General features: G+C 61.3%; 21 protein-coding genes. 7 read left to right on the forward strand and 14 right to left on the reverse strand.

The window, feature by feature from the left end:
* Positions 1 to 2: 2 nt before the first annotated feature.
* The 5 genes from lepA to rpoE form a co-directional block, all read right to left on the reverse strand.
* Positions 3 to 1,796: a translation elongation factor 4 gene (lepA, locus tag PG898_RS10545; RefSeq protein WP_025328260.1), complete on the reverse strand. Its 1,794-nt coding sequence runs from the start codon at positions 1,794 to 1,796 to the stop codon at positions 3 to 5.
* A 170-nt stretch (positions 1,797 to 1,966) separates the two neighbouring features.
* Positions 1,967 to 2,428 (reverse strand): SoxR reducing system RseC family protein, encoded by a 462-nt coding sequence (locus PG898_RS10550; protein ID WP_270824148.1) that lies wholly within the window; start codon positions 2,426 to 2,428, stop codon positions 1,967 to 1,969.
* 90 nt (positions 2,429 to 2,518) lie between these two features.
* On the reverse strand, positions 2,519 to 3,499 hold the full coding sequence (locus tag PG898_RS10555) for a MucB/RseB C-terminal domain-containing protein (RefSeq protein ID WP_043128421.1): 981 nt from the start codon (positions 3,497 to 3,499) through the stop codon (positions 2,519 to 2,521).
* 21 nt (positions 3,500 to 3,520) lie between these two features.
* On the reverse strand, positions 3,521 to 4,108 hold the full coding sequence (locus PG898_RS10560; protein WP_270824097.1) for an RseA family anti-sigma factor: 588 nt from the start codon (positions 4,106 to 4,108) through the stop codon (positions 3,521 to 3,523).
* A gap of 23 nt (positions 4,109 to 4,131) precedes the next feature.
* On the reverse strand, positions 4,132 to 4,713 hold the full coding sequence (rpoE, locus tag PG898_RS10565; protein WP_005332791.1) for an RNA polymerase sigma factor RpoE: 582 nt from the start codon (positions 4,711 to 4,713) through the stop codon (positions 4,132 to 4,134).
* A gap of 181 nt (positions 4,714 to 4,894) precedes the next feature.
* Here rpoE and nadB point away from each other — a divergent pair, with 181 nt between their 5' ends.
* Positions 4,895 to 6,502 carry an L-aspartate oxidase gene (nadB, locus tag PG898_RS10570; RefSeq protein ID WP_005332793.1) on the forward strand — a complete coding sequence of 536 codons (1,608 nt, stop codon included), beginning with the start codon at positions 4,895 to 4,897 and terminating at the stop codon, positions 6,500 to 6,502.
* Positions 6,503 to 6,546: 44 nt separating this feature from the next.
* Here the strand turns inward: nadB and PG898_RS10575 are convergent, their stop codons facing one another.
* Positions 6,547 to 6,945 (reverse strand): protein YgfX, encoded by a 399-nt coding sequence (locus PG898_RS10575; RefSeq protein ID WP_270824149.1) that lies wholly within the window; start codon positions 6,943 to 6,945, stop codon positions 6,547 to 6,549.
* Between the two features lie 18 nt (positions 6,946 to 6,963).
* Positions 6,964 to 7,233 carry an FAD assembly factor SdhE gene (locus PG898_RS10580; RefSeq protein ID WP_041205030.1) on the reverse strand — a complete coding sequence of 90 codons (270 nt, stop codon included), beginning with the start codon at positions 7,231 to 7,233 and terminating at the stop codon, positions 6,964 to 6,966.
* A 119-nt stretch (positions 7,234 to 7,352) separates the two neighbouring features.
* Between PG898_RS10580 and ygfZ the strand changes: the two genes are divergently transcribed.
* Entirely contained in the window at positions 7,353 to 8,258 is a 906-nt protein-coding gene (gene ygfZ / locus PG898_RS10585) for a tRNA-modifying protein YgfZ (protein WP_152565375.1), read from the forward strand.
* A 6-nt stretch (positions 8,259 to 8,264) separates the two neighbouring features.
* Here the strand turns inward: ygfZ and PG898_RS10590 are convergent, their stop codons facing one another.
* Positions 8,265 to 9,146, reverse strand: a complete 882-nt coding sequence (locus PG898_RS10590) for a LysR family transcriptional regulator (protein WP_270824098.1) — start codon at positions 9,144 to 9,146, stop codon at positions 8,265 to 8,267.
* 129 nt (positions 9,147 to 9,275) lie between these two features.
* Here PG898_RS10590 and PG898_RS10595 point away from each other — a divergent pair, with 129 nt between their 5' ends.
* The gene (locus PG898_RS10595; RefSeq protein WP_182788989.1) at positions 9,276 to 9,713 is read left to right on the forward strand and encodes a PACE efflux transporter; all 438 of its coding nucleotides are present in this window, start codon (positions 9,276 to 9,278) and stop codon (positions 9,711 to 9,713) included.
* 79 nt (positions 9,714 to 9,792) lie between these two features.
* On the opposite strand, the gene PG898_RS10600 is transcribed toward PG898_RS10595, so the two are convergent.
* Positions 9,793 to 10,134 carry a hypothetical protein gene (locus PG898_RS10600; RefSeq protein WP_041205027.1) on the reverse strand — a complete coding sequence of 114 codons (342 nt, stop codon included), beginning with the start codon at positions 10,132 to 10,134 and terminating at the stop codon, positions 9,793 to 9,795.
* A gap of 194 nt (positions 10,135 to 10,328) precedes the next feature.
* Between PG898_RS10600 and cutA the strand changes: the two genes are divergently transcribed.
* The 4 genes from cutA to PG898_RS10620 all read left to right on the forward strand — a co-directional run bounded on the left by cutA (position 10,329) and on the right by PG898_RS10620 (position 13,454).
* Positions 10,329 to 10,646 carry a divalent-cation tolerance protein CutA gene (cutA, locus tag PG898_RS10605; protein ID WP_005332803.1) on the forward strand — a complete coding sequence of 106 codons (318 nt, stop codon included), beginning with the start codon at positions 10,329 to 10,331 and terminating at the stop codon, positions 10,644 to 10,646.
* A complete protein-coding gene (locus tag PG898_RS10610; protein ID WP_270824099.1) occupies positions 10,643 to 12,421 on the forward strand; it encodes a protein-disulfide reductase DsbD in 1,779 nt (592 codons plus the stop codon). The genes cutA and PG898_RS10610 overlap by 4 nt, the downstream gene beginning before the upstream one ends.
* Positions 12,422 to 12,955 carry a GNAT family N-acetyltransferase gene (locus tag PG898_RS10615; protein WP_171273226.1) on the forward strand — a complete coding sequence of 178 codons (534 nt, stop codon included), beginning with the start codon at positions 12,422 to 12,424 and terminating at the stop codon, positions 12,953 to 12,955. It begins immediately after the preceding gene.
* 79 nt (positions 12,956 to 13,034) lie between these two features.
* On the forward strand, positions 13,035 to 13,454 hold the full coding sequence (locus PG898_RS10620; RefSeq protein ID WP_270824100.1) for a hypothetical protein: 420 nt from the start codon (positions 13,035 to 13,037) through the stop codon (positions 13,452 to 13,454).
* A 37-nt stretch (positions 13,455 to 13,491) separates the two neighbouring features.
* Here PG898_RS10620 and PG898_RS10625 read toward each other — a convergent pair whose 3' ends face one another.
* From PG898_RS10625 to PG898_RS10645, 5 genes are all read right to left on the reverse strand, one after another.
* A complete protein-coding gene (locus PG898_RS10625; RefSeq protein WP_270824101.1) occupies positions 13,492 to 14,796 on the reverse strand; it encodes an NAD(P)/FAD-dependent oxidoreductase in 1,305 nt (434 codons plus the stop codon).
* Positions 14,797 to 15,007: 211 nt separating this feature from the next.
* Positions 15,008 to 16,087, reverse strand: coding sequence for a class II fructose-bisphosphate aldolase (fbaA, locus tag PG898_RS10630; RefSeq protein WP_005332814.1), 1,080 nt, complete (start codon positions 16,085 to 16,087; stop codon positions 15,008 to 15,010).
* Between the two features lie 116 nt (positions 16,088 to 16,203).
* On the reverse strand, positions 16,204 to 17,367 hold the full coding sequence (locus tag PG898_RS10635; protein WP_005332815.1) for a phosphoglycerate kinase: 1,164 nt from the start codon (positions 17,365 to 17,367) through the stop codon (positions 16,204 to 16,206).
* A 66-nt stretch (positions 17,368 to 17,433) separates the two neighbouring features.
* A complete protein-coding gene (gene epd / locus PG898_RS10640) occupies positions 17,434 to 18,444 on the reverse strand; it encodes an erythrose-4-phosphate dehydrogenase (protein ID WP_005332817.1) in 1,011 nt (336 codons plus the stop codon).
* A gap of 49 nt (positions 18,445 to 18,493) precedes the next feature.
* Entirely contained in the window at positions 18,494 to 19,423 is a 930-nt protein-coding gene (locus tag PG898_RS10645) for an ROK family protein (protein WP_270824102.1), read from the reverse strand.
* Between the last annotated feature and the right edge of the window lie 38 nt (positions 19,424 to 19,461).

Raw genomic sequence — 19,461 nt, forward strand, 5'->3', positions numbered from 1 at the left:
GATTAATCCTTTCCGACGTGGAGAATGGCGAGGAAGGCCTCTTGCGGCACGTCGACACGGCCCAGGGACTTCATCCGCTTCTTGCCTTCTTTCTGCTTGTTCAAGAGCTTCTTCTTCCGGCTCACGTCACCGCCGTAGCACTTGGCGGTCACGTCCTTGCGCAGGGCCTTGACCGTGCTGCGGGCAATGATCTGGTTACCGATGGAGGCCTGAATCGCGATGTCAAACATCTGGCGCGGGATCAGCTCACGCATCTTCTCCACCACCTGGCGACCGCGATACTGGGCGTTCTCCTTGTGGGTGATGATGGCCAGGGCATCGACGCGCTCACCGTTGATCATGATGTCGAGGCGCACCATCTCGGAGGTCTCGAAGCGCTTGAAGCCGTAATCCAGGGAGGCGTAGCCGCGGCTGGTGGATTTCAGGCGATCGAAGAAATCGAGCACCACTTCCGCCATCGGGATCTCATAGGTCAGCGCCACCTGCTTGCCGTGATAGACCATGTTGGTCTGCACGCCACGCTTCTCGATACAGAGGGTGATCACGTTGCCCATGTACTCTTGCGGCAGCAGGATGTTGCACTCGGCGATGGGCTCGCGCATCTCTTTGATGTTGTTGACCGGAGGCATTGCAGCCGGGCTGTCGATGTGGATGGTCTCGCCGTTGTTCAGCTCGATTTCATACACGACGGTCGGTGCCGTGGTGATGAGGTCCAGGTCGTATTCCCGCTCCAGACGCTCCTGGATGATCTCCATGTGCAGCATGCCGAGGAAGCCACAACGGAAGCCGAAGCCCAGCGCGGTGGAGCTTTCCGGCTCGAAGAACAGGGAGGCATCGTTCAGGGAGAGCTTGTCGAGGGCGTCACGGAACGACTCGTAGTCATCACTGGAGATGGGGAACAGACCCGCATAGACCTGCGGCTTCACCTTCTTGAAGCCGGCCAGCGCCTTGTCGGCACCGTTCTTGGCTTGGGTCAGGGTATCGCCCACAGGGGCGCCGTGGATGTCCTTGATACCGCAGACAACCCAACCTACCTCGCCGCAACCCAGGCCCATGGTGTCCACCTGCTTGGGGGTGAAGATACCGATGCGATCCACGCCCCACACCTGACCGGTGCTCATCACCTTGATCTTGTCGTTCTTCTTGAGCGAACCGTTCTTGATCCGCACCAGGGAGACGACGCCCAGGTAGGAGTCGAACCAGGAGTCGATAATCAGCGCCTGCAGCGGGGCGTCCGGGTCACCTTCCGGTGCCGGGATACGGGCCACGATCTCTTCCAGCACCAGATCGACACCCAGGCCGGTCTTTGCGGAGCAGCGCACCGCATCCACCGCGTCTATGCCGACGATGTCCTCGATCTCTTCCGCAACCCGCTCGGGTTCTGCGGCAGGCAGATCGATCTTGTTCAGGATCGGCACCACTTCCAGCTCCATCTCCATGGCGGTGTAGCAGTTGGCCAGAGTCTGTGCCTCAACCCCCTGACCGGCATCCACCACCAGCAGAGCCCCTTCACAGGCCGCCAGGGAGCGAGAAACCTCGTAGGAGAAATCCACGTGGCCCGGGGTGTCGATAAAGTTCAGCTGATAGGTGTTACCGTCTTGTGCCTGGTAGTTCAGGGTCACACTCTGTGCTTTGATGGTAATGCCGCGCTCGCGCTCCAGATCCATGGAGTCAAGCACCTGAGCCTGCATCTCGCGGTCGGACAGGCCGCCACAAGTCTGGATCAGACGGTCCGACAGGGTCGATTTACCGTGGTCGATGTGCGCAATAATCGAAAAGTTACGAATGTGTTTCATCGAGCAAGAATCACTCAAAATTAAGTTAGGGTCGGATATGAGGGCAGGATTTTACTGGATAACCAGGTCGACGGCCAATCTTTAGTCGGCGGGCACCAGAAATAGCGCCTTGTCTGGCGGGCCCTCGGCACCAAAACGGCGGCGACGGAGCCAGAAAAGGGTAACGCCGCTCAGGAGAGGTGACGGGTATTGAATACCACGCCGAGCATGCGGGGACCATATTCCCCTTGCTCGAGCCGGGCAGAAAAGTAACGAACCAGTAAAAATCCGATGGTGCCACCGAGCAGGCAACTGAGGATGGTGACGCCCTCCCCCGCTGACAGCAGCGGCGCCAGCCAGAGCTGACCAAGCAGGGCACCGAGTAGCAGGCAGAACAGCGGCAGCACATAAACCAGGGCCGCGCCGCGCAGGATACTCGCCTGGGGAATGCCAAGCCTGATTTGCTGACCGACCATGACCTCGGCGGTCAGCGCCACCCGCAGTCGCTGCGACTTCAGGGGAAAGGCCTTGGCGACGGTGCCGGTACCGCAGTTTGACTGCTGATGGCAGCCGCTGCAGGCGGAGCGCCGTTCGCACTCCACCCAGGCAAAAGCCCCCTCGACGGCCACCACGGTTGCCAGCTCTTCGCTCATGTTACTCACAGGATGACTCCAGACGAACGGCTATGGATTTACCCGATCTCAGCACGGTCATCCCGGTTCGGCAAGTGGCCGGATGCCCCCTCACTGAACCGCCTCGTTGCGGGCCAGCGGCTGCACCGACTCGGCGATGCGCTTGGCCGTCTCGGTAGGGACTTCCCCGACCACGGTGATCTCCACGCCGACCTCGTTGACGAAGCTCACCAGCGAAGTGGCCCCCTGGCGGATCAATTGCTGACGCACCGCCTGCTTGGGATCGACCCGGGAGACATAGACGGAGAGATCCACCACGCCGTCCGACAGCATCATGTAGTCCACCGGCAGGCTGGTGCTGACCAGCTGGTGCCTGTCCTGAGAGAGCACCTTGAATCCACCCGGCAGCCAGGTCAGGTGCCAGTTCAGGGTCTGCTGGGGAGCGGGATAGGCGTCTTCCAATGCCAGCGCATCGGGCAGCTTGCTGCGGGCCAGGGTGACAAGCCAGGGCGCGGGCGCCGGCTGCCTGTCCAGATCTACCCCCAGCACCTGCTCCACCAGGTTGCCTTCCTTGTCCACCATGTCCACCCGCAGCAGCAGATGACTCTGCTCATCGACCCAGAGTACAAAGCCGTACTTGTCCGCCTCCTTGGGCACCAGTCTCACGACTTGCGCCACCAGACCGGCCACCCGGCTACGACCGGCCAGCACGGGGTCATAGCTTTCCAGCACCCGGGGCAGCGGCATCCTCACCAGACTCGACCATACGCCAGGAAAACGCGCCCCCTTCAGTGTGTAGGGTTCGTGGGTGTTCTCGAAGAAGGTGTATTCATTCTGGCGTTGCAGGTACTCCACCGCCTTGCCGTCGAGGTAGCTCAAATGAGCAACCTCCTTGCCATCGATCACCCCATGGCTGAAGCGAATGGGCTCGAGGCGTCCCTGACGGGCCTTGACCATGGACAACTCAAAATTTTGTTGCGAAACGGCACTCTGCATCTGCTGCAACAAGGCCTCGGCCGACAGATCGTCGGCCGAGGCCTTGGCACAAATCAGCAGGAGAGAGGCCAGCAGAATGAGGCTGGACTGGCGCACGGTCTGATCCCTAAAGATGCGTTATTCCTGAATCTGCTTGTCTTGCAGCAGACGCTGTTGCAATTGATGGTCTCGCAGGAAGGCGTTGATACGCTCACGCTGCTCCTGCATCTCTTGCTCGTTCAAGCCTTGCTGGCGAGGAGTGGCACGATTGCCCTCCTGGGGATAGTGCACGCTCACTGGCGCCGCACTGCCACCGACCGGTATGGTGTTGAGCACAGGGTTGGCCGGCATGCCGTCGCTGCCCTGATACTGCTGCACCCCGAAGATGACGGCGGCGGCCACCGATGCGGCAATGGCGTACTGCCCCATCTGTTGGCCAAACCGGCGGACCAGAGGTATTACCTTGCCGGCAGGCTTCGCCTGGGGGACAACGGGTTGCACCGGCTTGGGTGCCAGTATGACGGGTTCGTCTTCCAGTGCCAGCATGATGCTGTCACTGAGATCCAGTTGCAGATTGACCGGCAGGTCTCCCCGCATGGCATCACCGATCAGATGGTAACGAGCCCAGGTATCTTGCAGAGCGGGATCCGTTCCCAGCTCGTTCAGAACCTCCATGTCGCTGAGGTCACCATCCATCAGGGCTGAAAGTTGCTCTTTATTTGCCATAAGTTTGCCTGTCTTTCCCCAGTTTAATTCTCGATCAGAGGTTGCAGCTTTTTATCGATTGCTTCCCTCGCCCGAAAGATACGGGATCTCACCGTACCCACAGGGCAATCCATGATCTCCGCAATCTCTTCGTAGCTCAGCCCTTCCATTTCACGAAGGGTGATCGCTGTTCTCAAGTCTTCTGGCAAGGCTTCTATGGCGGCAAACACGGTACGCTTGATCTCGTCGGTCAGCGCCAGATTTTCCGGGGTGGCCACTTCTTGCAGGGCTTCACCACCACCATAATATTCAGCCTCGTCCGCTTCGACATCACTGCTGGGCGGTCTGCGCCCCTGTGAGGTCAGGTAATTTTTGGCCGTGTTGACGGCGATCCGATACAACCAAGTGTAAAACGCACTCTCGCCACGGAATGTCGGCAACGCCCGGTAAGCCTTGATAAAGGCCTCCTGCGCCACATCCGGCACATCGCCCGGATTGTTGACATACCTGGCCACCAGGTTGACCACCTTATGCTGGTATTTTCTTACCAACAGGTTGAATGCATTTTTATCGCCACGCTGGACCCGTTCAACCAGCTGTTCGTCCAGTAGATTCTGGTCGCTCATCAGAGCCGTAAAACCCCCATCAGGTTATCGTTCTTCTTTTCCGGCCCCTTCTAAGCGCACAAGTTCAGACAGGAGGAATCAGAGAAAGTTCGCTTGCATTGAAAAAAATGTGATGCAGGCTGCATCACAACCCCCCTTGGGCTACCATGGGGCCAGTTCTTAATCCAGGCCAATGATACTTATGAAAGCAAGTGTTGAATACCTTTGCGACGTACTGATCATTGGCAGCGGTGCCGCCGGTCTGTCCCTCGCGTTGCGATTGGCAGACCAGGCCAAAGTCCTGGTTCTGAGCAAGGGGCCCATCAGTGAAGGGGCCACTCTCTATGCGCAAGGAGGCATCGCTGCCGTGTTCGACGAGACCGACAGCATCGAATCCCATGTGAGCGACACGCTCAACGCTGGCGCCGGGTTGTGTGACCCGGCCGTGGTGGAGTTCACCGCCCGCAACGCCCGCGACTCCATCCAGTGGCTGATCCAGCAAGGTGTCCCCTTCGATCAGGAGGAGGATGCCGAGGGGGAATCCCACTATCACCTGACCCGGGAAGGGGGTCACAGCCATCGCCGCATCTTCCACGCGGCGGACGCCACCGGCAAGGCGGTGCAGCTCACCCTGATCGATCAGGTACGCGCCCACCCCAACATCCAGTTGATGGAGCGCTTCAACGCGGTCGATCTCATTACCACCCGCAAGCTGGACCTGCCAGGCAACCGGGTACTCGGCGCCTACGTCTGGAATCGCAACGTCGAGCAGGTCGAGGTGATCCGCGCCCGCTTCGTGGCACTGGCCACCGGCGGCGCCTCCAAGGTGTATCAGTACACCTCAAACCCGGACGTGAGCTCGGGGGACGGCATCGCCATGGCGTGGCGCGCTGGCTGTCGGGTGGCGAACCTGGAGTTCAACCAGTTCCATCCCACCAGCCTGTTCCATCCCGATGACCCCAACTTCCTGCTGACCGAAGCGTTGCGCGGGGAAGGGGCCTATCTGCGCCGTCCCGATGGCAGCCGCTTCATGCCTGAGTTTGACGAGCGGGCCGAGCTGGCACCCCGTGATATCGTCGCCCGCGCCATCGACCACGAGATGAAGCGACTCGGGGCCGACTGCATGTATCTGGACATCAGCCACAAACCGGCCGACTTCATCATCAAGCACTTCCCGACCATTTATGAGCGCTGTCTCGCGGTGGGCATCGACATCACCAAAGAGGCGATGCCCATAGTACCGGCGGCCCACTACACCTGTGGCGGCGTGATGATCGACAACAACGGCCAGACCGACATCCCCGGCCTCTACGCCATCGGCGAGGTGACCTACACCGGGCTGCACGGCGCCAACCGCATGGCCTCCAACTCCCTGCTGGAATGCGTGGTCTACGCCCATCAGGCGGGGGCCGACATCCTGGCCAAGCTCCCGACCAGCGTGGAACCACCCCATCTACCCGCCTGGGACGAGAGTCAGGTGGATGACTCGGACGAACAAGTGGTGATCCAGCACAACTGGCACGAGTTGCGGCTGATGATGTGGGATTACGTGGGGATAGTGCGCACCAACAAACGGCTGGCGCGCGCCAAGCGCCGTATCGACCTGCTCAAGCAGGAGGTGCAGGAGTACTACGCCAACTTCCGCGTCTCCAACAACCTGCTGGAGCTGCGCAACCTGTTGCAGGTGGCCGAGCTTATCGTCAACTGTGCCCTGGAGCGCAAGGAGTCCCGCGGGTTGCACTACAACCTCGACTACCCGGACATGCAAGCAAACCCCAAGCCGACAGTGCTGACGCCGGATCGGGAGTGAATGACTCCCACCACCGTCAATCAGATGACCCCGCCCCGGCGGGGTCATCTGTTATGGGGTGAATCTGGCGGTTTGGGCAGGGCGAGGTGGATGGCGCGGGCCAGGGCGCGGTAATGCGCGGGTGCCAGAGCATCGGAGAAGAGCCAGAGGCGGCGCTCGGCGCCCTCTTCTGTCTGCAACCTCAGCCAGAGCACACCGGGCAGGATACGGCTGCGGTCATCCAGCCGATGACGTCGGCCTTGCCACTCCAGCCACTCTCCGTCCCAGCAGAGCGCATCGCCCCTCTGCATGACAGGGCGCCAGGCCAGCCAGAGCCCCAGCAACCAGCAGGGGAGAAACAGCCCCCATTGCCAGCCATGGATCAGAGCGGCAACCGGCCAGAGCAACAGCAGAAACAGGGCAAGCAGCAGCATGCGCTGCCGCCGGGAGGGGATGACGGGCATCAGGACCCGCATCGGGGATCAGCTCAGGCGATCATGACGGGCCTGATTGCGCTCCAGGATCAGGGGGATCATGGCGGCGAAATCGGGATCGCTCGGCACACCGTGGCCCATGCTCCAGCGGAACAGTTCAGGATCCTCGCACTCCAGCAGGCGGATGAAGGTCTGCTGCTGTGCTTCGCTCAGGGAGTCGAACTCGTGCTCGAAAAAGGGCATAAATATCACATCCAGCTCGAGCATGCCGCGACGGCAGGCCCACTTCAGGCGGGACTTTTCAATTGGGCTCAACATGGAACTCTCCTTACAAAGACCCGGGGATGGTAGCAGCTGGATTTTCCGGCTGACAAACATTCCTTACGTCTTTACCATGCAGGTCACATACTTTCTGTCTCTGGAATACCATCGTGAGCCTGCCGACCCCTGTTCTTCCTGCCGAGCCAACCCTGTTTCCCCTGACCGATCTGGCCATCACCCGCCTCACCGGCAATGATCGCGTGAAATATCTGCAAGGCCAGGTCACCTGCGACGTCAATACCCTGCAACCGGGCCAAAGCACCCTCGGTGGCCATTGCGACCCCAAGGGCAAGCTGTGGAGCGATTTTCGCCTGCTCTGCCTCGATGAGAGCCTGCTGCTGCTGACCAAGCCGTCGGTGCTGGCGCGCCAGTTGCCCGAGCTCAAGAAATTTGCGGTGTTCGCCAAGGTCGAGATCGGCGAGTTCCAGGGCCAGGCGGTCGGCGTGGCCGGTCAGGGCACAGACACCTGGATCGCCGCGCAATACGGCCTTCAGGAGACCGGCCTCGTCGAGGGGGGCATGGCGGTCAAGGTGGAAGCCGAACGATGGTTGCTGGTGAGCGAACAACCGCTCGATATCGGCTTGCCCGTCGGACAGGAATCACTCTGGTGGGGTCTGGATATCAAGGCCGGCATCCCGCACCTGGAGGCGGTTCATCAGGGTGAGTACATTCCCCAGATGCTGAACCTGCAGGCCCTGGACGGCATCAGCTTCACCAAGGGCTGCTACATGGGACAGGAGATAGTGGCGCGCGCGAAGTACCGCGGTGCCAACAACCGCGCCCTCTTCGTGCTGGCCGGGCAGGCCAGTGGCCCCGTTGCCAGCGGCGATACCCTGGAGATCCAGCTCGGTGACAACTGGCGGCGCAGCGGCATGGTGCTGAACGCCTGGCAGCAGGATGGCCAGCTGTGGCTCACCGCCGTGCTGCCAAAAGACACCGAGGCCGATGCCAGTTTCCGCCTCAAGCAGGAGGAAGGCTCCCGCCTTGCCCTGCAACCCCTGCCCTACTCCCTGACCGAGTAAGGTCGGCTAACGAGGTACCCGCGCCAGCAGGGCCTCCTTCAGCCAGCGCCCCGCCTGCCCGAGCGGGCGGGCGCGATACCACTGCAACTCCAGCTCCAGCTCGGCCTGGGGCATGAAATCCGGCTTGAGTACCACCAGCTCCCCTCGCGCCAGCGGCCGGTGCAGCAGAAACTCGGGCACCGCAGACCAGCCCAGCCCCAGCTTGACCAGCTCCAGGATCCCGAGATCCCCCTCGACCCACCACACCTGGGACGAGAGGCGAAAGCGATGGCGCTCCGTGCCCTCCCGCCGCCCCGTCACCATCAGCTGGCGGGCCCCTTGCAGGTCTCTCTCGTGCAGCGGTGTCTTGTGGGCCAAGGGATGATCCGGGGAGACCACCAGGGGCATGGCGACGCTCCCCAGAGAGCGGGAAACCAGCTCCCGCTCGGGGTGCGCCTTCTGGTAGCTGATGCCGAGCTGGGCCCGCCCGCTCTTGAGCAATTCGGTCACATCCTCCATCAGCGGGAACAGCAGCTCCAGCTCCACCACCGGGTAGCGGCTGGCGAACTCCTCCAGCAGGGCCCCCAGCCAGGGCAGGTGGGAGTCATCGTCGATGGCGAGCGTCAGGCGCGACTCTATGCCGCTGGCCAGCTCCCCGGCAATGGCTTGCAGCCGCTCACTCTGGGCCAGCAGCACCCCCGCCTCCTGGCTGATGCGGGCCCCCGCCTCGGTCAGCACCGGGTAGCGGCCGCTGCGATCGAACAACTCGAGGCCGAGGTCGATCTCCAGGTTGGCAATGGCGGTGCTCACCACCGACTGCGCCTTGCCCAGCCGGCGCGCCGCCGCCGAGAAAGATCCCGTCTCAGCCGCCGCCAGCAACGCCTTGAATTGTTCCAGTGAAGGGGTCATCCGTCTGCTCCTGCTCTGCTCTTGGACCTAGCTATATCTATTTTAACGATAGATACCAACATGAACCTATCGAATAATAGCGATACATTGGTCGCCATCCACAGAAAGAGATAGATAGAGAGACAGATGATGCGTAATACCCGTGACCGCCTGCGCCACGCCATCGGCTTCGAATTGATTGGCCTGCTGATCGCCGCCCCCCTGGCAAGCTGGGTCACCGGCGTCGGTCTCAACCACATGGGCCCGCTTGCCCTGTTCTTCTCGGTAGTCGCCACCGTCTGGAACTATGTCTACAACATCGGGGTGGACAGGTTGCTGCTACGCCTGCAGGGCCATACCCACAAGAGCCTGTGGCAGCGGGTGCTGCATACCTTGGGTTTCGAGGGGGGCTTGCTGGTCGTCGCACTGCCGGTAATGTCCTGGTGGCTCGACATCGGCCTGCTGGAGGCGCTGGCGCTGGATCTGGGTTTCGTGCTGTTCTACTTGGTCTATGCCTTCATTTACAACTGGAGCTATGACAAGGTGTTCCCCATCCCGGGCCAGGGGGCGCAACGGGTCACGGGTTAACAAGAGGAAGGGAATAAAACGAGGCACCATCATGCGGCTGGCATGATGGTGCTGATCTGGAGCCTCAGAAGACAGGCATTCAGGCTTGCGCCTTTACCTCGTCGGCGGGCGTCTCGATCTGGGCCGATTCCTGGTTCAGCATGGCCTCAAGGTCGCTCTGATATTGGTTCAGCATGCGCTGTGCCGCGACCATGTCCCCCTTGTGCAGACGCTCGAACAGATGGTGCTGCACCACGCCGTTGAGATACTCCACCGTGATGGGTTGCTCCAGGGCGGACAGCAGCTCCTCTTTCTCCAGTTCAGCATTGATTTCATCGACACTGGTACGCAGCAGACCGGCCAGTTGCACCAACATGCGACGCTCGCCTTCACGCAACAGGCTCAACATGCGGTTTCTCTGCTGCTCATTCTGTTGGGTCATACATTTCCTTACGTAGAGTGGGAACAAGCCCGCTCATTCTGCCCTGTCCTTTTCACAGCGTCTATCTCGGGCGCATCACTAATTGAGCGTCCCGCCAGCCGGGCGCGGACCGGGTGCTATTTGCCCCTTTGCCCGGTATAGTAACCGCTGTTCCAGAGGGCCAGAGCGCCCCCGTTGATGAGACTGCCAACCCCATGACCGACGCCATTCTGGTGCTCTGCACCTGCCCTGATGAAGCCAGTGCAGACCTCCTCTGCGAGCACCTCCTCACCCAGCGCCTCGCCGCCTGCATCAACCAGTTACCGGGAGTAAACTCCGTCTATCGCTGGCAGGGGAAAATTGAGCGCGCACGTGAAATCCAGCTCATCATCAAATCCAGGGCCTCGCTGTTCGAGCCCTTGCGTCAGTGCATTCTGGCTCACCACCCTTACCAGGTGCCGGAGATCCTGGCGCTCCCCGCAAGCCAGGGTCATCAACCCTATCTCGACTGGTTGACACAGGAGACCTCATGACACTGTTTCGCCTGCTTTGCCCCCTGCTGCTCCTGCTGAGCCTGCTCGCGGCCCCCGTCCAGGCCAGCAGCCAGGATCTGCTCAACAGTCTCGGCATCGAGACCAATACCCAGCCCAAATTTCTGAAAGTCGACGAGGCCTTCGCCCTCGAGAGCGAGCAGCAGGGAAACAAGCTGCTGCTGACCCTGCGCCTCGCCGACGGCTACTACCTCTATCGCCACAGCATCGGCGTCAAGGGGGACAACCTCGCCTTCGAGGCGCCCGTGCTGCCTGCCGGCACCGAACATGAGGATGACTTCTTCGGCAAGACCCGGGTCTTTTATCAGGAGCTGCAGATCCCCGTCACCCTGACCCAGGTGGGGGACGCCGCCAGCCTCAAGATAAGCTATCAGGGTTGCACCGAGGGTCTCTGCTATCCGCCCACCGACAAGCGGATCCCGGTGCAGCCTCTCACTGCCACCAGTGACGCCGCCGGGCAGGCCGGCCCCGCTGACGCCATCGAGGCGCCAGCCAGCAGCCAGCAGGACAGACTGGCGGCCGCCCTCGGCAGCCAGGGCTTCTGGCTCAGCATCGCCGCCTTCTTTGCGCTCGGGCTGGGGCTGGCATTCACCCCCTGCGTCTTCCCCATGTACCCCATTTTGACCGGCATCATCGCCGGTGCCGGTCAGCACCTCTCCACCCGCCGCGCCTTCCTGCTCTCCTTCGTCTATGTGCAGGGGATGGCGGTCACCTACACCCTGCTCGGGCTGGTCGTCGCCTCGGCCGGCTTGAAGTTCCAGGCCGCGCTGCAGCACCCCTATGTGCTGATCGGCCTCTCCGTCATGTTCGTGCTGCTGGCGCTCTCCATGTTCGGGCTCTATACCCTGCAACTGCCGAGCAGCCTGCAGACCCGGCTGTCAGGCCTCTCCAACCGCCAACAGGGTGGATCCGTGGTAGGGGTTGCCATCATGGGGATGATCTCCGGCCTGGTCTGCTCCCCCTGCACCACGGCGCCGCTCTCGGGGGCGCTTATTTACGTAGCCCAGAGCGGCGATCTCTGGCTTGGCGGCGCGGCGCTCTATGCCCTGTCGCTGGGGATGGGTCTGCCGCTGCTGCTGCTCGGCACCTCGGGGGGCAAGTTACTGCCCAAGGCGGGCGCCTGGATGGATGTGATCAAGCAACTCTTTGGTTTTGCACTGCTGGCGGTGCCCATACTGCTGCTGTCACGGCTCTTGAGCGACCAGATTGCCACCCTGCTCTGGCTCGGCTGGGCACTGGTGCTGTGTGCCTATCTCTATCACCACAACCAGCATCGCACCCACTCGCTCGGCAAGAGTCTCGGCGGCTTCGTGCTGCTGCTGGCGATGATGACTCTGGTGGTGGTCGGCAAGGATCTGCTGCTGCCCGAGCCTGGCGTCAAGGCCAGCACCGGGATCCAGGCTCCTCAATTCATCCGCATCAAGACCCTGGATGACCTCAAGACCCGACTCGAGGCCGCCCGCGGTAAGCCGGTGCTACTGGATCTCTACGCCGACTGGTGTGTCGCCTGCAAGGAGTTCGAGCACAAGACCTTCAGCGATTCCGAGGTGCGAGCACGCTTCGCCGACATGGTGCTGCTGCAGGCTGACGTCACCGCCAACGACGATGCCGATGTGGATCTGCTCAACGGCCTGAACGTGCTGGGGCTGCCGACCCTGATCTTCTTCGATCGCGATGGCAACGAGGTAAGCGGGCAGCGGGTGACCGGCTTTATGGGGCCCGCCGAGTTCCTCGGCCAGCTGGACAAGCTGCGCTAGATGGAGTTGCGGCGCCTGTCATCGGCTCACTCGAGCCACATACAGTGGCTGGAGGAGGTCGTGCTGGCGACGCCTGCCTACAGTTGGCTGACGGAAGGCAAGGCACCCAACCCTGCGGATGCCTTGGAGATACTGCGAGCCTGCCCACCGGGCATAGGAGAGCATGACAAGTTTGTGCTGGCCATCCAGGAGGAAGAGGTGCTGCTTGGCTGCGTCGATCTGGTTCGCGGTTATCCAGATAAGCAGACGGCCTATCTTGGCCTGCTGCTTTTGAAGGAGTGCTGGCAGCGACGGGGGGTTGGTAGCGAACTGGTCGCACGACTCATGGGGATGGCGGCTGGCTGGGGTTGCACCACCCTGCGACTCGGGGTCATCGAGACCAACGCCCCTGCCCTGCATTTCTGGTCGAAACACGGCTTTAAGCAAGTGGATCGCAAGCAGATAGCCGGGTTCACTGGCGATACTCTGGTCATGACGCGCACCGTCAGTCATCCATACCGCCCCGAATCCAGCAACTCGGCCACCGCGCGTTGATTTTTCTGACCATCCCTTGTATATGACTGGCGCCATGGCAAAATTTTCCCTTTCCCGTCTCGCATCATCCGGAGTTTTGATGAAAAAGTGGTTCATCCCCCTGCTGGCCTGCTGGCTCTATGGCTGCAACTCAGGTCCAGGTGAAGAGGCGATCCAGAGCCAGGTCACCGCCAGGCTGCAGGCCGACACGGATCCCGCCCTGTTCGAGATCAGCGACTTCGCCGTGCTCGACAAGGAGGAGCGGATGGAGGGGGTCTATCTCGTCAGGGTGAGCTACCGGCTCCACTTCAAGCAGGGGCTGGATCAGCTGCAGGTACTGCACGACGAGGATCTGGTCTATGACAGGGTCGGCCCCTTCCAGCAGGAGATGGCGCTGATGGAACTGGAGCGCAAATACGGCGAATTCGAGGCAGGCCAGGCCCTGGCGCAGGAGAGCCAGGTCTGGATGATGAAGACAGAGCAGGGCTGGCAATTGGCAGAACCGGCGCAGCAGGGATAAGCGCCCTCCTCCCTGCCGCCAGCCCTCCCCCTTAGACTTACAGCAGATCCTTCATCCGGTGCCACAGCATCCCGAGCGCCAGCAAGGGGGAGCGCAGGGCAGGTCCGCCGGGGAAGGTCATGTGGGGCACGCTACTGAAGAGATCGAAGCCCCGGCTCTCCCCCCTGATCGCCTCGGCCACCAGCTTGGCGGCCATGTGAGTGGCATTGAGGCCGTGCCCCGAGTAAGCCTGGGCATAGAACACATTGGGGTGCTCCTTGAGGCGCCCGATCTGAGGCAGCCGGTTGGCGCCTATGCCTATCATGCCCCCCCACTGAAACTCGATGGCGGTGCCCGCCAGCTCAGGGAAGACCCGCAGCAGCTTGGGCAGCATAAACGCCTTGATGTCCCTGGGATCACGCCCCGAGTAGTTGCAGGCCCCGCCAAACAGCAGGCGACCATCGGCCGACAACCGGTAGTAGTCGAGCGCCACGTTCTGATCGCACACCGCCATGTTTTGCGGCAGCAGCCGCTGGCGCAGCCGTTTCTCCAGCACCTGGGTGGCGAGTATGTAGGAGCCCGCCGGCAGCACCTTGCCCCCCAGTTCGGGATTGAGCTCATTGAGGTAGGCGTTGCAGCCGATCACCAGGTAGTTGGCGCGGCAGCGGCCGTGGGCCGTGGTCACCTCGACCCGTTCGCCATACTCGATGTGGGTCACCCTGGAGTGCTCGAACAGGGCGACGCCCAGGCTGGCTGCCGCACGGGCCTCGCCGAGCGCCAGGTTGAGGGGGTGCAGGTGGCCGGAGCCCATGTCGATCATGCCGCCGATATAGCGATTCGACCCCACCACTGACCTTATCTCCCCCTTGGGGACCAGCCTGACCTCATGCTGGTAGCCCAGGCTGGCCAAGTGCTCGGCATCCTCCTCAAATCCCTTGAGGTGGCGTGACTTGGTGGCGAGGTCGCAGTAGCCCCAGGTCAGATCGCAGTCGATATTGAACCGTGCGACCCGCTCGCGCACCAGCTGCACCGCCTCCAGCCCCATCAGGTCCAGCTCCCGTACCCCTTGCTCGCCTATCCAGCGGGCAAACTGGCTGGTGTCGTGGCCTATGCCGCGAATGAGCTGGCCGCCGTTGCGCCCAGAGGCGCCCCAGCCGATGCGGTTGGCCTCCAGCAGCACCACCTTGTAACCGGCCTCGGCCAGGTTGATGGCGGTGTTGAGGCCGGTGAAACCGCCGCCTATGATGCAGACGTCGGCATCCAGCTCACCGCTGAGCTCGGGCCACTGCCTATGGTCGTTGCGGGTGGCCGCGTAATAGGAGGCCACGTGCTCCTGGTGTCCGTTGTGTCTTCCTGCCTGCATGCTCAGCATCCTGCCTTGGTTGCATTTGTTTACTAAATTAAACGCAGTGTCATCGATAATACCCAGCCCAGGGTCACCATTCCAGCCTCCATGGATCACAGAAATGTAAAAGGTGTCCCGAAGGACACCTTTTTAGGGGCCAGCCGAGGGGCCCAAAATGAAAGAGGCGCCCCGCAGGGCGCCTCTTCAGCAATCAAGATACGGTAACGAATTACAGTACGTTGATGGCGTTCAGGTCGGAGAAGGCTTTCTCCAGACGGGCGATCATGGAAGTCTGACCGGCACGCAGCCATACGCGCGGATCGTAGAACTTCTTGTTCGGCTTGTCAGCGCCTTCCGGGTTGCCCAGCTGGCCTTGCAGGTAGGCTTCGTTGGTCTTGTAGAAGTTCAACAGACCTTCCCAGGTAGCCCACTGGGTGTCGGTGTCGATGTTCATCTTCACGACGCCGTAGGAGATGGATTCGCGGATCTCTTCCAGGGTGGAACCTGAGCCACCGTGGAACACGAAGTCCAGGGACTTGGCCGGCAGACCGAACTTCTCGGAAACGTATTTCTGGGAAGCGTCCAGGATGGACGGGGTCAGCTTGACGTTACCCGGCTTGTAAACACCGTGCACGTTGCCGAAGGAGGCAGCGATGGTGAAACGCGGGCTGATCTTGGACAGACGCTCGTAGGCGTAAGCCACGTCTTCCGGCTGGGTGTACAGGGCGGATTGATCCATGTGGCTGTTGTCCACACCGTCTTCTTCGCCACCGGTGCAACCCAGTTCCAGCTCCAGAGTCATGTTCATCTTGGCCATGCGAGTCAGGTACTCGCAGCAGATGTCGATGTTCTCTTCCAGAGACTCTTCGGACAGATCCAGCATGTGGGAGGAGAACAGCGGCTTGCCGGTTTCGGCAAAGTGCTTCTCGCCCGCTTCCAGCAGACCATCGATCCACGGCAGCAGCTTCTTGGCTGCGTGGTCGGTGTGCAGGATCACTGGAACACCGTAAGCTTCGGCGACGGCGTGCACGTGCTTGGCACCGGAGATGGCACCGATGATGGCAGCCTGCTGGCCTTCCAGCTTCAGACCCTTGCCGGCGGTGAACACGGCACCACCGTTGGAGAACTGAACGATGACCGGGGCTTTGACCTTGGCGGCAGCTTCCAGCACGGCGTTGACGGAGTCGGTACCCACGCAGTTCACTGCAGGCAGAGCGAAGCCGTTCTCTTTAGCGATGGCGAACACTTTCTGAACGTCATCACCAGTGATCACGCCGGGTTTTACGAAGTCGAAAATTTTCTTAGACATGTTTAATCGTCCTGTTCTCGTATGCCGTTAATAAAAAATGGGGGGTTCATCATGAACCGGCACAGCGGCAACATGATAAACGAAACGGGAGGCTTTTGCCCCCCGTCCCGGGTCAATTAGGCTTTGGCGCGCTCTTCGAGAATCGCGACAGCCGGCAGTACCTTGCCTTCTACGAACTCCAGGAAGGCGCCGCCGCCGGTGGAGATGTAGGAGACCTTGTCGGCGATGCCGAACTTGTCGATGGCGGCCAGGGTGTCACCACCGCCAGCGATGGAGAAGGCCGGGGAAGCGGCGATGGCTTCGGCGATCACCTTGGTGCCTTCGGCGAACTGGTCGAACTCGAACACACCGACCGGGCCGTTCCACAGGATGGTCTTGGCGTTCATGATGATGTCGGCCAGGGCCTTGGCAGAGTCAGGGCCGATGTCGAAGATCATGTCGCCGTCGGTCACATCGCTAACGGACTTGATGGTGGCCGGGGTGGACTCGGAGAATTCGGTACCCACGACGACGTCGGTGGTCACCGGAATGTTGGTCTCGGCAGCCAGTTTCTTGGCGGTGTCGATCAGGTCGTGCTCGCACAGGGACTTGCCGACGTTGTGACCGGCAGCGGCGATGAAGGTGTTGGCGATGCCACCACCAACCACCAGCTGGTCAGCGATCTTGGAGAGGGATTCCAGCACGGTCAGCTTGGTGGAGACCTTGGAGCCGCCAACGATGGCAACCATGGGGCGCTCGGGCTTCAGCATGGCCTTGCCCAGGGCGTCCAGTTCACCGGCCAGCAGCGGACCGGCACAGGCAACCGGCGCGAACTGGGCCACACCGTAGGTGGAACCTTCGGCACGGTGAGCAGTACCGAACGCATCCATTACAAAGACGTCACACAGGGCGGCGTATTTTTTGGCCAGCTCTTCGGTGTTCTTCTTCTCGCCTTTGTTGAAACGGCAGTTTTCCAGCACAACCAGCTCACCGGCGGCGACGTCTACGCCATCCAGGTAATCCTTGGCCAGGCGGACCGGGCAGGACAGAGCGTCTTTCAGATAGTTGACTACCGGGGCCAGGGAGAATTCTTCGTTGTATTCACCCTCGGTCGGACGACCCAGGTGGGAGGTGATCATCAGCTTGGCGCCCTTTTCCAGAGCCAGCTTGATGGTCGGCAGCGTCGCCACGATACGTGCATCGGAAGTGACCTTGCCGTCTTTTACCGGCACGTTCAGGTCAGCACGGATCAGAACGCGTTTACCCGCCAGATCCAGGTCGGTCATCTTGATAACAGACATATTCAGTCCTCTATATATTTTCAGGTAATGTTAAAAAAACAGTAACCTTGCGCCCGGTGCAGACTCTCAGCCTGCGGCCATCATGGCCCGGGTGGTATCCAGCATGCGGTTGGCGAAGCCCCATTCGTTATCACACCACATCAACATCTTGACGAGGTTGGCATCGCTCACCCGGGTCTGGGTACCATCAATGATGCAGGAGTGTGCATCATGATTAAAGTCTACGGAGACCAGCGGCTCTTCCGTGTAGTCCAGGATACCCTGTAATGTACCTCTGGATGCCCGTTGCAGGGCTTGATTTACGTCACTAACTGTCACTTTTTTACGAACAGTAATGCTGAGATCCATGGCGGTGACGTTGATGGTCGGCACCCGTACCGCGATCGCCTCGAACTTGCCGGCGAAGTGAGGAAGGATTCGCTCCAACCCCTTTGCCAGCTTGGTATCCACCGGGATGATGGACTGGCTGGCGGCCCGGGTTCGACGCAAGTCGCTGTGATAGGCATCGATGACTTGCTGATCGTGCATGGCCGAATGAATTGTCGTAATAGTACCACAATTTATCTCGAATTCTCGATGCAATGTTTCGATGACGGGCACCACGCAGTTGGTGGTACAGGAGGCATTGGAGACGATCCGCTCCCGCCCCGTCAGCACCTGATGGTTCACCCCGTAGACGATGGTGGCATCCACATCTGCATCCGCTGGATGGGAGAACAACACCTTGCCCGCTCCCGCCCCCAGATGCAGTTCGGCATCGGCCCGGGAGCCGAACACCCCGGTGCAGTCCAGCACCACATCCACCCCCAGCGCCCGCCATGGTAGCCGCGACGGATCCCGCTCGGCGAACAGGGAGATGAGATCCTCCCCCACCAGCATGCTGCTGCCAGCCAGCTGCACCGGGTAGCGGAACCGGCCGTGGCTGGTGTCGAAGCGGGTCAGATGCACCATGGCCTCCGGGGCCGCCAGTTCGTTGATGGCGACTATCTTAAGCTGGTTATCGCGGCCGCTCTCGTAGAGGGCGCGCAACACGTTGCGGCCGATGCGCCCGTATCCGTTGATGGCAATCTTGATCATGAAAAATCTGTGTCCTTACCTGCGACAAAGTGACGGGTCCCTGACTGGCTCACGACAGCAGGGCCTCCTTGAAGACGCCTCTGGCCAGCAGCGCGGCCCCGAACACCCCGGCACTGTCTCCCAGGGCCGGCGCTATGATGGGGGTGGCGAAGCGGGGGTTGAAGAGGAATGGCAGTACCGTCTGCCGACCGACGCTGTAGAGGCTCTGCACGTTGCCCACACCGCCACCGATGACGATAACGTCCGGATCCAGGATGTTGACCACGTTGGCCAGGGCCTGGCCGAACAGCAGGTGCAGCCGGTCCATGGTGAGTCTGGCGATGTGATCGTGGGCACTGGCCGCCGCTATCTGGGCCAGTGACAGATGGCGCTTGGCCTTGGCCTCATACCAGGCCTCCAGCGCCGGGCCGCTGATGAAGGTCTCGACGCAGCCGCGCTTGCCGCAGTAGCACTCGGGGCCATCGGGAGAGAGCACGTTGTGGCCCCACTCACCGGCGATGCCGTGATGACCGTTGAGGATCTGGCCGTTGATGACGATGCCTGAACCCACCCCTGTGCCCATGATGATGCCGAACACCACCTTGGCATCCGGATGGTGCTGGCGCACCGCCCCCAGATGGGTTTCCGCCAGGGCGAAGCAGTTGGCATCGTTGGCGATCAGTACCGGAATGCCGAGCCTGCGCTCCAGATCTTCCTTGAACGGCTTGCCGTTGAGTTCAGTGGTGTTGCAGTTCTTCATCAACCCGGTCTGGGGATCCCGCGCCCCCGGGGTGCCCATGCCGAGGATGGCGGGACGCTGGCCGAGCCGCTCGGCGCACTCGTCCACCAGCCTGGCTATCTGACCTATCATGTGCTCGTAACCGCCACGGCGCTCGGTGGGGATGCGATGGCGCAGCAGCACCTCGTCACCATCGAGCACCACGCACTCGCACTTGGTTCCGCCAAGATCGATTCCCCAGTCCCATGCACTCTTGCCCATCCTGCCTCCTGCCATGTTCGACGACGCCCTCACCCGGT

The organism is Aeromonas sp. QDB31 (assembly GCF_027707605.1).
GTDB classification, from domain to species: domain Bacteria; phylum Pseudomonadota; class Gammaproteobacteria; order Enterobacterales; family Aeromonadaceae; genus Aeromonas; species Aeromonas media.

Excerpts from the sequence above, each read along its gene's own strand:
- cutA (WP_005332803.1), top strand. The coding sequence starts at position 10,329 with ATGACCGACGCCATTCTGGTGCTCTGCACCTGCCCTGATGAAGCCAGT.
- PG898_RS10550 (WP_270824148.1), bottom strand. The coding sequence starts at position 2,428 with ATGAGCGAAGAGCTGGCAACCGTGGTGGCCGTCGAGGGGGCTTTTGCC.
- PG898_RS10620 (WP_270824100.1), top strand. The coding sequence starts at position 13,035 with ATGAAAAAGTGGTTCATCCCCCTGCTGGCCTGCTGGCTCTATGGCTGC.
- nadB (WP_005332793.1), top strand. The coding sequence starts at position 4,895 with ATGAAAGCAAGTGTTGAATACCTTTGCGACGTACTGATCATTGGCAGC.
- epd (WP_005332817.1), bottom strand. The coding sequence starts at position 18,444 with ATGATCAAGATTGCCATCAACGGATACGGGCGCATCGGCCGCAACGTG.
- PG898_RS10595 (WP_182788989.1), top strand. The coding sequence starts at position 9,276 with ATGCGTAATACCCGTGACCGCCTGCGCCACGCCATCGGCTTCGAATTG.
- rpoE (WP_005332791.1), bottom strand. The coding sequence starts at position 4,713 with ATGAGCGACCAGAATCTACTGGACGAACAGCTGGTTGAACGGGTCCAG.
- PG898_RS10645 (WP_270824102.1), bottom strand. The coding sequence starts at position 19,423 with ATGGGCAAGAGTGCATGGGACTGGGGAATCGATCTTGGCGGAACCAAG.
- PG898_RS10600 (WP_041205027.1), bottom strand. The coding sequence starts at position 10,134 with ATGACCCAACAGAATGAGCAGCAGAGAAACCGCATGTTGAGCCTGTTG.
- PG898_RS10575 (WP_270824149.1), bottom strand. The coding sequence starts at position 6,945 with ATGCCCGTCATCCCCTCCCGGCGGCAGCGCATGCTGCTGCTTGCCCTG.
- PG898_RS10615 (WP_171273226.1), top strand. The coding sequence starts at position 12,422 with ATGGAGTTGCGGCGCCTGTCATCGGCTCACTCGAGCCACATACAGTGG.
- PG898_RS10625 (WP_270824101.1), bottom strand. The coding sequence starts at position 14,796 with ATGCAGGCAGGAAGACACAACGGACACCAGGAGCACGTGGCCTCCTAT.
- PG898_RS10560 (WP_270824097.1), bottom strand. The coding sequence starts at position 4,108 with ATGGCAAATAAAGAGCAACTTTCAGCCCTGATGGATGGTGACCTCAGC.
- PG898_RS10635 (WP_005332815.1), bottom strand. The coding sequence starts at position 17,367 with ATGTCTGTTATCAAGATGACCGACCTGGATCTGGCGGGTAAACGCGTT.
- PG898_RS10580 (WP_041205030.1), bottom strand. The coding sequence starts at position 7,233 with ATGTTGAGCCCAATTGAAAAGTCCCGCCTGAAGTGGGCCTGCCGTCGC.
- lepA (WP_025328260.1), bottom strand. The coding sequence starts at position 1,796 with ATGAAACACATTCGTAACTTTTCGATTATTGCGCACATCGACCACGGT.
- PG898_RS10610 (WP_270824099.1), top strand. The coding sequence starts at position 10,643 with ATGACACTGTTTCGCCTGCTTTGCCCCCTGCTGCTCCTGCTGAGCCTG.
- fbaA (WP_005332814.1), bottom strand. The coding sequence starts at position 16,087 with ATGTCTAAGAAAATTTTCGACTTCGTAAAACCCGGCGTGATCACTGGT.
- PG898_RS10590 (WP_270824098.1), bottom strand. The coding sequence starts at position 9,146 with ATGACCCCTTCACTGGAACAATTCAAGGCGTTGCTGGCGGCGGCTGAG.